An 11878-nucleotide genomic window follows, 5' to 3' on the forward strand; every position below is an offset into this window, starting at 1 on the left:
CCGCCGCGAGGCGCGGCCAGGACCAACCGTGTCCGAGGCGGCGCCGTGTGAGATTGCACTTCGCGCCCCGCCTGTCGGCAGCGGACTCCGCCGGAGGGCGGCGAAGCCGGTCTGGAGTTGTTCTCGTGCAATCCGGGTTCGGATGGTGCACAATGGAACCATAACCAAAGCTGGTTAGTTTATTGATGGCGCTGATGTGCCACGGCAGAAACCCGACACCGTCTTCCGGTGCCGCCGCCGCAGGAGGACGGCGACCCGAACGAGAGCGAGGATCGCGATGAGCGAGACCGAATGGCAGGGGGCCGCGCCTCTCGGCCGCGCCGCGGCGATCGTGCGCGAGCACGCGGCCGAGCTGCTCCCGCTGCTCCGCATCCGCCCCGGCACCCGCGAGGAGGCGCTCCGCCTGCTCGATGCGGCTGAGGCGTCGACCGTGCTCGACGCGCTCGTGGGATCGGGCCTCGTCGCGGAGTCCGGCGGTTCGCTCGAGTATCTGGATCCCGAGCCGCTCATCGCGTCGCTCGCCGCGCAGGTGCTCGACGACGAGCAGCAGCGACTGGCCGAACTGTCGGAACTGGTCTCCCAGCTGCCCGAGCTGACGCGGGCCTGGCAACTCGGTTCGGCGGCCGAGGGGCAGCAGATCCAGGGCGAGATCGCCCGCGGCACCGATCAGGCGATGACGAGGTGGTTCGAGATATCGGCGCGCCTCGCCCCCCAGAACCCGTGCGCGGTGGTGCCCGACCTCGGCTGGATCCGCAGGAACTTCGCCCCGATGCTGGAACTCGGCGCCGACGCCTTCCCCGAGAACTTCGAGGCGAGGTACCTCTTCACCTCCAGCGCTCTGGAGGACGACGAGGATCGGCAGATCGTCGACATGCTCGTCGGACTCGGCGCGCAGATCCGGCTCTCGCCGCGGCTCCCGGGCTGGTTCTCGCTGGAGCGGGACAGCATGGCGTGCCTGCCGACGGCCTGGGGCGCCACCTCGCCCGAGGGGATCGCCTTCATCTACTCCGCACCGGTGGTCTCGGCGGTGCAGACCCTCTTCGACGCCCTCTGGGCCAGCGCCGCACCGTACCCGCAGAGCGGGCAGAGCTGGCAGACCGTGCTCGACCTCATGGGGCGCGGCAAGTCGGACGAGCAGATCGCCGAGGCTCTCGGGCTCGGGCTGCGGACCGTGCGCCGCCGGGTCGCCGAGGCGATGGACGAGCTCGGCGTCAATTCGCGATTCGAGCTCGGCGCCGCGTGGGCCGGGCGGGAGTGGTGATCGCCGTGAGCGCGGCCCCCCGCACGAACTCCGCAAACTCCGCGAGTGCTGTGCGCTCCGAGAACTCCGCGAGCGCCGTGCTCGACACCCGGTCCCGCGATCTCCTGCTGCGTCTGCTGCGCGGCACGCCGCGCTCGCTCGAGGGCATCCGCGGTGTGGCGCAGCCGGGCGTCGATCTCGCGGAGTCGCTCACGCGACTCGAAGACGCGGGGTTCGTGACGGTCGAACCCGGTGGCCTCGGCTACGCGGTTCCCTCCGAGATCACGAGGGCGCGGGCCGCCGAGTCCCTCGCGCAGCATCGGGCGCGGGTCGCGATCGCCCGCGAGGCCCTCCGCTCGCTCGGCGCCGCGACGGGCGCCCCGACCCGGCGCGATCCCGCTGCCGGCTCGGCGGTGCTCCCCGTTCCCGGCCCCGCCGTTCCCGGCCCCGCCGTTCCCGGCCCCGCCGTTCCCGGCCCCGCCGTTCCTGCAGACGCAGCGCCCGGGCCGGAGGGCGCCCCCGTGCTGCATCTCGCGGCGGGTGACGCCGCGCTGTGGTGGCGCACCTGCGTCGAAACCGGCCTGCGCGGCATGCGCCTGGCGATCCCGCGCCTCTCGAGGATGCGGCGGGAGTTCGACGAACTGGTGCGCGAGCTCGAGACCGCGCCCGTCGAGAGCGCCCCCGGCGCGGCACCGGGCGGCGGAGCCGAGCTGCTGGTGGGCAGCGACGCGCTGGAGGACCCGGACGGCGCCGAACTGCTGCAGCGCCTCAGCCGCCTCGGTATCACCGTGCGCGTGCTGCGCCGGGTGCCGGGGTGGCTCGGCTGCGATCCGAGCGGCCGGACGGTGCTCTCCGCTGCCTCGGCGCAGGATCCCGTCTCGGGCCTCGTCACCACGGAGGATCCGGCGCTCGCGGGCGCCCTGGGCGAGGTGTTCGACACCTGGTGGAGGTGGGGGATCGGGTACCCCTTCGCGGGTCCGCAGCGGGAGACGATCCTCGCACTGCGCGAGCAGGGGCACGAGGACCAGGAGTGCGCCGCGATCCTGGGCCTCTCCGTGCGCACCGTGCAGCGGATCATCGCGGAGCTCATGGACGAGATCGGTGCGCGCTCGCGTTTCGAACTGGGCGTCTGGTGGGCGAGGCGCGTTCGTGCCGCGGAGGCCCCGGGCGGGCCGGCTGCGGGAGGCCCAGGATCGGACCCCGGATCGGGTGCCGGATCGAGCCGCGGCGGGCGACGAATATGATGAGTTCCGCCTCCGGGCCCGCTGGGGGTCCGGTGATGACGTCGATGATCTGCGCGGTCATCGGTGATGAGACGAGGTGCTTCCATGGCTAGACCGAAGGTGGCGATTCTCTCGCGCGACCGCATCGCCCGTGCGGCGCTCGAGATCGCGGACGACCACGGCAGGCTCACGATGGCGCAGCTCGCCAAGCATCTCGGCGTCACCTCGCCCTCGCTCTACAACCACGTGAACGGCCTCGACGAGGTGCTGGAGCTGATGCGCGAGGCCATCCACCGCGAGCAGGGTCCGAAGATCGATCGCAGCTGGCCGTGGCAGGAGGTCGTGCGGCACGTCGCCTATCACGACCGCAACTCGATCGGGCAGCACCCTTGGCTCGCCGCCGACCTGATGATCTCGCAGGTCGCGGCCGGGGACCCCATCTCCTCGGTGGTCGACTTCGCCGAGGTGCTGCGGAACGCGGGCTTCACGGTGGAGGAGGTCTACCGGATCATCGGCACCGTCGACCTGCTCACCGCGGGCGGGGCGCTCGACCTGGGCGCCCCCGATCGGGTCTATCCGATCGAGACCGAGCTCGACGACACCGCTCTCGGGGAGTCGCTGCGCGCCAACCCGAAGGGCCGGGATCGAGCCGACGCCGTCTTCGGCTTCGCGGTCGAGTCGTTCGTCGCAGCCCTCGAGAAGCTCCTGGAGGGTCGCGCCGCCTCCTGAGCCGGGCCGTGGCCGGTTCCTGCCAAGGCAGAAACCTGTCGTCATTAAACTAATCTGCTTCATTTAGCCTGATGGTGGAACCACCGGTTCCCTCGGCGCACGGCTCACCGCCGTGCCGCGAGCACCATCTCCCGAAGCAGGATCCGCCATGATCACCGACACCGCCCCCATCCCCGTCGCGCCGTCCGTCGCGACGTCCCCGCAGGGCGCCGACCGCGGCGCCGAAGCCGGTGCGGCCGGCGAGACCGGCGCCGCACCCCGCCGGCGCGCACTCGTCCCGATCCTCGGCATCGCCTGCGGCCTGCTCGCCCTCGCGCTCGCCGCCGCGATCGTGCTTCTGGTCGTGCGCGGGGCGCCCGCGCCGGAGAGCGGCCCGACGCCGTCGGCCGCTGCGGCTGCCTCGGAGGAGGAAGCCGCAGCCCCGGCTCCCGAGGCCGCGGACTCCGAGCCGCACGCGTCGGCCGCGGGTTCGACCGCGGGTTCGGGCGGGGGAGCCGCAGCCGGCTCCGGATCGCCGAGCACCCCCGTCGCGCCGCCCGTCCCCGCGGTGCCCGCCTTCACCGGATTCCAGGCCTCCGCCACTGCGATCGCCTGCGCCGACGACGGCGAGGTGCACCCCGTGACCGTGAGCTGGTCGAGCGTCAACGCGACCGCGGGCTGGTTCGGCGTCGACACCGCCGATGCCTCGGCGGCGCCCCTGCAGCAGGTCTCGCCCTCCGGGTCGTTCACCTGGGACTTCTTCTGCGGTAACGGCTCCACCACCTACACGGTGACCGTCGCAGACCAGGACGGGCGGCTCGCGCACCGGTCCGTGACCGTCTCCCGGGTGTGACGGCGGTGCGCGCGCTCATCTCCGCGCTGCTGGCGGCGCTGCTCCTGCTCGTCGCGGCGCCGCCGGCCAGCGCCGGCGTCGACGACTTCGAGTTCGCCTCCTTCCACGCCGAGTACCTGCTCGACCGGGACGAGAGCGGGCACTCGACGCTGCGCACCCGCGAGACCCTCGTCGCGGTGTTCCCGGAGCATGACCAGAACCGCGGCATCAAGCGTGCGATCCCGAGCCACTACCGGGGCTTCGACACCCGGCTCGAGATCGTCGCCGTTACCGACGCTGCCGGCGAACGACGCGACTACACGATCGACGCCGACGGCGACTTCGAGGTGCTCACGATCGCGGTGCCCGAGGGGCGGTTCGTCCACGGCGAGCAGACGTACGTCATCGAATACACCCAGCGGGACGTCACCGGCTTCTTCGCCGACACGGCCGCCGACGAATTCTACTGGGACGTCAACGGGACCGGCTGGCGGCAGCCCTTCCACCGGGTCTCGGTCGAACTGCACGTCGCCCCCGGCGTCGCGGAGGCGCTCACCGGAGACGCCGCCTGCTACCGGGGCGTGGACGGGTCGACCGATCGGTGCGCGATCGAGCGCGTCGACGCCGCGGACGGCTCGGCGGTGCTGAGCGCGGCGGCCGAGGGGCTCGGCCCGCACGAGAACCTGACCGTCGCCGCCGGCTTCGCGCCGCGCACCTTCGCGGAGCCGCAGCCGGGCTTCGTGCAGCGCTTTGCCCCGATCCTCGTCGCGCTCCCCGCGGCGGCTGCGCTCCTGACCGCTGGCGCGATCCTCGTCCTCTCCCGCACGGCCTGGCGCGACGCTCCGCGCCGCCGCGCCGTCATCGCCCAGTACGAGCCTCCCTCGCAGATCGACGTGTTCCTCGCCGCGGAGCTGCTGCAGCGCCAGTCGCGCGCGGCGGTGGCGGCGATGCTCGACCTCGCGGTGCGCGGCAACGCCCGCCTGCTGCAGCACGCCATGCCGTTGGCGGCGTATCGGGGGATCCGGGTGGGCGGGGTCTCCGCCGCGCCGGGCGCGGCCATCCCGTCCGTGCCCGTGTACGGCGTGCAGGCGCTGGGGGAGGAAGGACTGACGGCGGCGGAGCGATCCTTCGCGGGCATCCTCTTCCCGCCGAAGCCCAGCCCGGGCGCAGCGCGCTGGTTCGATCGCAACGACGGGCAGCTCGCCGAGCGCGTCATCGCCTGGCGCGGCGAAACCGCGCGTCGCGCGCTCGCCCTCGGGCTGCGCCGCAGGCCCGCCGCCGCCTCACTCGCCGCCGTGATCCTGCTCGCCGCGTGCACCGCGGTCGCGCAGGCGATCGGGCTGTACGCCCTCATCGAGCGGGTGGAGCGGGATCCCGCCCTCGCTTTTCCGGCCCTGCTTGGCATGGCGGGCACCGCGGCGACCGTCTTCCTGCTCATCCACGCCTTCCGGAGGCGGCCGCTCACCGCCGCGGGGCGCGAGGCGGTCGACCATCTGCGCGGGCTCCAGCTCTTCATCCGCGTCGCCGAGGCCGACCGCATCCGCATGCTGCAGAGCGCGAGGGGTGCGGAGCGGGTCGATGCAGCACAGAGAGCCGGCGGATGGCCGGTCGCAGCCTCGGCTGCCGCGGTCGATCCGGAGTTCGAGATCGCCGTGGTGCGCGTCTACGAGCTGCTCTTGCCCTACGCGGTGCTGTTCGGACTCGAGCGGGAGTGGATGCAGACCCTCGCGCACTACTACGAACGCGTGCAGCAGAGGTGGCTGCTCGCCGACGCCGGGCTGCCGCTCTCGACCTTCCCCAACCTCATCGGAGGCTTCGTCGCATCGACCTCCACGAGCTACTCGGGCAGCGCCGCGTCGTCGAGCTCCGGCGGCTCCGGCGGGGGCGGGTCCTCCGGCGGGGGCGGCGGCGGAGGCGGGGGAGGCGGCGTGTAGCCCCGATCCCGCACCCGATCCCGTCATCCTGCGGAGGGCTTCTCCCCGTCATCCTGCGCGAGGAACCCCGCCCTCCCGCGCGAGCAATTCCTCCTCCGTCATCCTGCGCGAGGAACGAGTCGCAGGATCCACCCCACCCCATTCACCCCACCTCACGTTCCACCCTCTCGAAAGGACCCCGCATGCTCGCCGTTCTCTTCGGCGCCTCCAGCGCCCTCTTCTTCGGCGCGGCCGACTTCATCGGCGGCTTCGCCTCCAAGCGCATCATCGCGATGCTCGTCACGGCCCTCGCGGCCCTCGCCGGGGTCGTCGCGCTGACCATCGCGGCTCCGTTCGACGGGGGCGTGTGGCATGCCGAGACCTGGATCGGAGGCATCGCCACGGGTCTCGCCTCGTGCCTCGGGATCTGGCTGCTCTACTCCGCGTACTCGGTCGGCCCGATGACCACGCTCTCGCCGATCGTGGCGATCGTCTCGACGGTGGTGCCGATGTTCGCGGGCCTCGCGACCGGTGAGACCTTCAGCGGGCTGGGGTGGATCGCGGTCGTGATCGGGCTCATCGCCATCGGGCTCGTCGCGGCGGCCCCCGACGGGCGCACCTCGAAGGCGCGTCCGGCCGACATGGTCAAGGCCGCCTTCGCCGGAGCCTTCCTCGGCGTCTTCTACATCTATCTCGACGGCGGCCTCGGCAACGTCCACGTCGATGAGGCGGGCCTCACCCCGCTCATGGCGAACCGCATCACCTGCGCCGTCGTCGCCTTCCTGATCGTGGCCGTGCTCGCCGCCAGGGGGCGGCGCGTCGTCGTCGGCGGGCGCCCGGTCGATCCCCGTTCCGGGGTGCCAGTGCCCGAGCGCTTCGCGTCGTCGTCGCGGGGCGGGGCGGCTGCCGGGTCCGATGGTGCCGAGGTGCCCGCCGGCGCCGCGGGATCCGGTACCGCCACGCTGATCTCCGCCCGGGCCACCGCGCCGGCTGCCACGTCCACGGGGAATGCTCCGTCCGCTCGGAAGTCGCGGGGCGCGGCCAAACGTGCGGTGCTGATCTCGGCGGTCATGCTCGCGATGCTCAGCGGCACCCTCGATGCGACGGCCAACGCGCTCTTCAGCTTCGGGCTGGCGGTCGGCGACCTGGCGGTGCTGTCGGTGGTGAGCGGCTTCTATCCCGCGGTCACGATCGGTCTGGCCTTCGTGCTCCTGGGGGAGCGCCCCAATCGGCTGCAGGGCATCGGCATCGTGCTCTCGCTCGTCTCCCTCGTCGGCATGTCGCTGGCGTAGCTGGCCGCGCGGCGCGGATCCCGCGTCCCGCGTCCCGCGCCGGAGCCCTAAAGTGCAATTCGTGCAATTATGCACGTTGCCAGCTGGCTCGCGTATGGTGGGGGCATGGCTGAGCGCGAGACCCCACTTCCCGGCACCCGCCAGGAGCGTCGGAAGGCGGCGACGCGTGCCAAGATCCTCGACGCGGCGGAGCGGCTGTTCGGTGAGCGGGGATACGCCGAGACCTCGATCGAGGACATCTCAGACGCGGCGGACGTAGCCGTGCGCACCATCTACACGCACTTCCCGTCGAAGGCGGCGATCATGCTCGCGGCCTTCGACACCTGGGTTGACACCTTCGTGGGCGCAGTACTGCAGCGCCCGGTCGATGAGCCGGTGGCCGACACGGTGCGCGAGGCGCTGCGGGCGGTCGAGGCGGAGGGGTGGGCCGACCACCCCGAGGATCACGACACCCCGGTGCACCCCATGGTCGGGCACCTGCACGAGGGCTCGCCCGACGTCGCCGGTCACGTGCTGCAGCGGTGGATGCGCGAGATGGACCGCATCGCCAGGGACGCGATCGAGCGGGGCGACTACGAGCCCGGCTCGCTCGAGCCCCAGGCGCGCGCGGTCGCGGTGTTCGCCGCGTGGATCGCGGCGCTCTCGGCGGCTGGCGGGCGCGAGCGCGGACGGGAACTGTCGGCGGGCGCGACCGGGCACGGGATCGGACTCGAGGTGCTCGCGCTGATGGCGAGCGGCAAGCTGTAGGCGAACGAACTGGGACGGTCCCCGGTTTCGACCGGTTCGATGGGCCGAACCGGTCCGACCCGACAGGCGCAGCCGACCCGTCCTATACGACGGAACCGGGCGAGCGCTCACGCGTCTCGCCCGGTTCCGGCTCGGCTCGGCCTGGATCGGCCCGGCTCGGCTCAACTCAGTCGAGCTCGATCTCCATGCCGCCGTGCGCGAGGATCCAGTCGGGGGTGGGGTTCTCGGGCAGCTCAGGCGCCGACTGCAGCAGCTTCTCGCGCTCCTTGTCGTGCTCCTTCTCGTCGTCGGGCTTCGGCACGATGTCCTCGTTCGGGCACTTCACGGGGTAGGCGAATCCGTGCAGCTGCTCGGCGGCGTAGGTCATGTTGGTCTCGTCCGTCCACGATTCCGAGAGCGGGAGCATGTAGCTCGTGTCGTTGATACGCACGATGCGCTTCTCTTCGACGATCTCGAAGCTGCCGCTGACGTGCAGGTTTGACTCCTGCCCGTAGAGGATGCTCGCCCATCCCCAGACGACCGGAACGTCGATGCTGGCCTTGTACGTGTGCTCGAGTTCCCAGGCGCGGCTGTACTTGGCCTCGATGGCGAGCGCGAGTTTTTCCGGGTTGCCGATGGTGAGCGTGGCCGAACCCGCGAGCTTGTGCTCGAGCTTGTGCTCGACCCCCTTCGACCACTTGTGACGCGCGTTCTCCTCGCGGCTGGGGCCGCAATTCTGGTAGCTGTGCAGAACGTGCCAGTGGGCCCGATCCTGCGTCTTGACCTCCTGCTTCGTCGAGATGAACCGGCAGGTGGGCTCGTTCTTCGAGCATTTCTCCGTGAGCAGCTGCTCCGCCTCGGCTTGGTCGGTGATGACCACGGTCGGCTTCTCGTAGAGCGTGATCTTCGGCTTCGGGTTGAGGCCGTGCCCCTTGTCGGCGGTCCACTCGGCCTTGCAGGCGTAGCGCGAGCGCGTCTGCGGTTTCCAGGTGCGGGCGTCGAGGATCGAGCATGCGACGGTGTTATCGCCGATGGTGGGGATCTTCGTGTGTGTCCACAGCAGATCTTTCGAGCCGTCGATCGTGAAGTTCGCTTGGATCTCGGCGGCTCCGAGCACGTCGCCCTGGAAGCACCAGTTCCCGGCATTGTTCGCTGCGATCCGGTCGGGGATTGTCGACCACGATGCGTTGTACCCGCGGCAGCCGCCGCCCGTGACGTCGGCGCCGAACTTCGCCAGCCCGGGCAGGGTCTGCACGGTCATAGCGGCGCGCGGCCCGAGCTTCTGGTCGCCCGACTGAGGTGCGGGCTCCTCGGCTGAGGCCGACTGTACCGCCGGGAGCACCGCATCCGCGGGGATGTCGTCACCGGTGGTGGAGATCTCGCCGCCCGCCTCGGCGCTGGAGGTCGCCGAGGACATCGGCTCGATGGTGGCGGGGTCGGGCGCCTGCGGAATCTCGCTCGCGTCGACACTCGATTCGTCGCCGACGGCCTTCGTGCTCTGCGCGAGAGTGTCGGGCGAACAGCCGACGGCGCCGATCGCGACGGTCAGCGAGAGGGCGATCGCGCCGATCCAGCTGCTTCGACTTCGGACGCGTGTGCGGGTCTTCGGGGTCATTTCGGCTCCTGGGTGACGATGGTGGGACGAGGTGCGCCGGTCGGTGGGTGCGCAGGGCTGCGCGGCTTCGCTGCCCTGCGGTGTGAACCGGCGCCTCATGGCTTCGCCGGGATCTCGGTGTACACGCCGCCGTGGGCGAGCAACCAGTCGGCGCCGGGGGAGGGGGAACCCGAGACGTACGGAGGGTTGCTCTGCAGCACCTGATCGCGCTGCGGATCCGAGAGGGTCTCAGCGCCGGCCTTCGGCACCAGCTCGTCGTTGGGGCAGACGACGGGGTATGCGAGAGCGCCCGTGGTCTGCGGCTCGATCACGTTGCCGCCTTCATCCGTCCAAGACGTGTTGAGGGGCAGATGGAAGTCGGCATCGTTGATCTGGTAGGTGGCCGTTGGGGTTGACACGGTGAACTGGCCGACGATGTGCAGATAGGCCTCCTGTGAGTAGAACCAGTTGGCCCAGCCCCACGGCACCGGCTGCTCGATCTCGGCAGAGTACTTGTAGGCAGCGCTCCACATGTGCTCGTACTCGGCCTTGACCTCGAGGTTCACCGCGTGAGGCTTCCCGCCGGCGACCATGGCTGAAAAGCCGAGCGAGTCCGTCTGCTTGTGTACGACCTCGTCTTCCCAGAGGTGCTTGCCGTTCTCCGTGCGCGATGAGCTGCAGTTGTCGAAGTAGCTGAGCAGGCGCCAGTGTGACTCGTCGGGCTTGACGACCTCCTGCGTGGTGGCCTTGAACTTGCACTCGGGCTGCCCGTCGGCGCAGTACTCCTTGAGAATGCGCTGGGCTTCGGCCGAATCTTCGAGCACGACGAGCTTCTTCTTGTCGGTGAAGCGCACCTTCGGCATCGGGTTCCAGCCGTGACCACCGTCCTGCAGCCAGCGTGCGTCGCAGGCCCAGTTCGACTTGGTGTTGGTCTTCCAGGTCTTGGGGTCGATGATGGAGCACTGCAGAATGTTGTCGCCCCAGTCGGGCACCTTCACGTACACCCAGGCCAGATCGGTGGTGCCGGGCAGGGTGTAGGTGACCTCGAGTTCGGGGTCGCCCTTCTCCTCGAGACAGGATCGGCTGATCCCGCCGGCTTTCACCTTCTCGACCACCATCGGCTCGTGGAAGCCGACGGTGGCTCCGCCCTGGGAGTGGTCCACGCACTCGTAGCGCTTGTCCTTGTTGGGTTTGTTCTTGTAGGTCTCGCCGCGCTTCGCGATGTCGCCATCGGGGCTCGCGACCGTCAGGTGGATGCGGGGCAGGCGAGTCTCCTCGTGCGCATCGCTCGTCAGCAGACCTTCGCCGGCCGCGACGGTGCCCGCTTCCTCCCCGTCGGGAAACTCCTGCGGCGTCACCAGCTCGCCGAGCGGCTCGATCGTGCCGACCAGGCTGGTCGGATCTGATTCACCGCCGCCGACCGCCTTGCCGGTCTGCGCCAGATCGCCGGCTGTGCAACCCACCACGGTGAGCGCTGCCGCGAGCGCGAAGGCGGTGACGCCGCTCCAGCGCAGTGCCTGACGCGCTGCGTGCGGATGTCTGGACGCTCGTATCGTCATGTTCGACTCCCTTACTGCCATGACTGCATAAATTGCATCAGAGGGAGTATTGCATGCTTTGCATTAAATTAGCAAGAGGATCTTCGCCTCCCGCTACAGCTGGCCGCGGGTGAGGCGCGTCGCGAACTCCACGATCAGACTGTTCGCCGTCGCATCGGAGGGCAGCGGCTCGCCGGTGAGCGAGAGTCGAGCGGTGAAGATCGGCGCCATGCACGCGGCGAAGACCGCGGTGGCTCGGGCCTGCGGGATCCGGGAATCCGGTGGGAAATCACCGCGCTCGGCGGCGTCGGCGGCGATGCGATCCTGGGCCTGCATCCAGGCGTGCATCATGTAGCCGGCTACCTCCGGCGGGCCGGCGACCAGGCCCAGCGCCGACGGCGGCGACTCCGCCACGTTGCCGTACGAGCGGTCCACCCACCCGTCCTCGGTCATCGCGCGCAGTGATGCGGCGACCGCCTCGGCGATGGGTTCGTCGACCGGGCGGGCGAGAATGCCGTCGACGAGGGTGTCGAGCCAGTCGTCGAAGTAGCTGAGCAGGATCGCCGCCTTGGAGGGGAAGTGCGTGTAAATGGTGCGCACCGCGACGTCGGCGGCCTCCGAGATGTCCTCGACCGAGGTCTCGAGGTAGCCCTTCTCGGCGAAGAGCCGGTTCGCCGCGTCGGTGATGCGGGCGCGGGTGCGCGCTTTTCTGCGGGTGTGGCGGGACTGCGGCACCGGAGCGTTCGGTGGGGCGGGGTCTCGGGGTGAGTCGTTGGGATGCGGGGAATCGGGCATCATCGGCACCTTTCTCG

Annotated in this window: 10 protein-coding genes; 7 read left to right on the plus strand and 3 right to left on the minus strand. The window is 70.6% G+C overall.

Going from position 1 to position 11878, the window contains the following annotated elements; all coding sequences use genetic code 11:
- The first annotated feature begins 277 nt into the window (after nt 1–277).
- From AMS65_RS20305 to AMS65_RS03620, 7 genes are all read left to right on the plus strand, one after another.
- On the plus strand, nt 278–1261 hold the full coding sequence (locus AMS65_RS20305) for a helix-turn-helix transcriptional regulator (RefSeq protein ID WP_053382790.1): 984 nt from the start codon (nt 278–280) through the stop codon (nt 1259–1261).
- A gap of 5 nt (nt 1262–1266) precedes the next feature.
- A complete protein-coding gene (locus tag AMS65_RS19310; protein WP_162231746.1) occupies nt 1267–2484 on the plus strand; it encodes a helix-turn-helix domain-containing protein in 1218 nt (405 codons plus the stop codon).
- An 84-nt stretch (nt 2485–2568) separates the two neighbouring features.
- Nucleotides 2569–3192 carry a TetR/AcrR family transcriptional regulator gene (locus tag AMS65_RS03600; RefSeq protein WP_157502049.1) on the plus strand — a complete coding sequence of 208 codons (624 nt, stop codon included), beginning with the start codon at nt 2569–2571 and terminating at the stop codon, nt 3190–3192.
- Nucleotides 3193–3340: 148 nt separating this feature from the next.
- The gene (locus tag AMS65_RS03605; RefSeq protein ID WP_053382793.1) at nt 3341–4024 is read left to right on the plus strand and encodes a hypothetical protein; all 684 of its coding nucleotides are present in this window, start codon (nt 3341–3343) and stop codon (nt 4022–4024) included.
- Nucleotides 4021–5937, plus strand: a complete 1917-nt coding sequence (locus AMS65_RS03610) for a DUF2207 domain-containing protein (RefSeq protein WP_053382794.1) — start codon at nt 4021–4023, stop codon at nt 5935–5937. The genes AMS65_RS03605 and AMS65_RS03610 overlap by 4 nt, the downstream gene beginning before the upstream one ends.
- A gap of 182 nt (nt 5938–6119) precedes the next feature.
- On the plus strand, nt 6120–7208 hold the full coding sequence (locus AMS65_RS03615) for an EamA family transporter (RefSeq protein WP_053382795.1): 1089 nt from the start codon (nt 6120–6122) through the stop codon (nt 7206–7208).
- Nucleotides 7209–7313: 105 nt separating this feature from the next.
- Nucleotides 7314–7955 carry a TetR/AcrR family transcriptional regulator gene (locus AMS65_RS03620; RefSeq protein ID WP_053382796.1) on the plus strand — a complete coding sequence of 214 codons (642 nt, stop codon included), beginning with the start codon at nt 7314–7316 and terminating at the stop codon, nt 7953–7955.
- A 166-nt stretch (nt 7956–8121) separates the two neighbouring features.
- Here AMS65_RS03620 and AMS65_RS03625 read toward each other — a convergent pair whose 3' ends face one another.
- The 3 genes from AMS65_RS03625 to AMS65_RS03635 form a co-directional block, all read right to left on the minus strand.
- Nucleotides 8122–9549 (minus strand): hypothetical protein, encoded by a 1428-nt coding sequence (locus AMS65_RS03625; protein ID WP_053382797.1) that lies wholly within the window; start codon nt 9547–9549, stop codon nt 8122–8124.
- Between the two features lie 95 nt (nt 9550–9644).
- The gene (locus tag AMS65_RS03630; protein ID WP_053382798.1) at nt 9645–11087 is read right to left on the minus strand and encodes a hypothetical protein; all 1443 of its coding nucleotides are present in this window, start codon (nt 11085–11087) and stop codon (nt 9645–9647) included.
- Between the two features lie 93 nt (nt 11088–11180).
- A complete protein-coding gene (locus AMS65_RS03635; RefSeq protein WP_162231747.1) occupies nt 11181–11861 on the minus strand; it encodes a TetR/AcrR family transcriptional regulator in 681 nt (226 codons plus the stop codon).
- Nucleotides 11862–11878: the final 17 nt, after the last annotated feature.

This window comes from Leucobacter celer subsp. astrifaciens (assembly GCF_001273835.1).
Lineage (GTDB): Bacteria > Actinomycetota > Actinomycetes > Actinomycetales > Microbacteriaceae > Leucobacter > Leucobacter celer.

What these genes read in the sequence shown, in the direction of transcription:
- AMS65_RS03605 (WP_053382793.1), top strand. Translation starts at nt 3,341, where the DNA reads ATGATCACCGACACCGCCCCCATCCCCGTCGCGCCGTCCGTCGCGACG.
- AMS65_RS03600 (WP_157502049.1), top strand. Translation starts at nt 2,569, where the DNA reads ATGGCTAGACCGAAGGTGGCGATTCTCTCGCGCGACCGCATCGCCCGT.
- AMS65_RS03625 (WP_053382797.1), bottom strand. Translation starts at nt 9,549, where the DNA reads ATGACCCCGAAGACCCGCACACGCGTCCGAAGTCGAAGCAGCTGGATC.
- AMS65_RS03630 (WP_053382798.1), bottom strand. Translation starts at nt 11,087, where the DNA reads ATGACGATACGAGCGTCCAGACATCCGCACGCAGCGCGTCAGGCACTG.
- AMS65_RS03615 (WP_053382795.1), top strand. Translation starts at nt 6,120, where the DNA reads ATGCTCGCCGTTCTCTTCGGCGCCTCCAGCGCCCTCTTCTTCGGCGCG.
- AMS65_RS20305 (WP_053382790.1), top strand. Translation starts at nt 278, where the DNA reads ATGAGCGAGACCGAATGGCAGGGGGCCGCGCCTCTCGGCCGCGCCGCG.
- AMS65_RS03635 (WP_162231747.1), bottom strand. Translation starts at nt 11,861, where the DNA reads ATGCCCGATTCCCCGCATCCCAACGACTCACCCCGAGACCCCGCCCCA.
- AMS65_RS03620 (WP_053382796.1), top strand. Translation starts at nt 7,314, where the DNA reads ATGGCTGAGCGCGAGACCCCACTTCCCGGCACCCGCCAGGAGCGTCGG.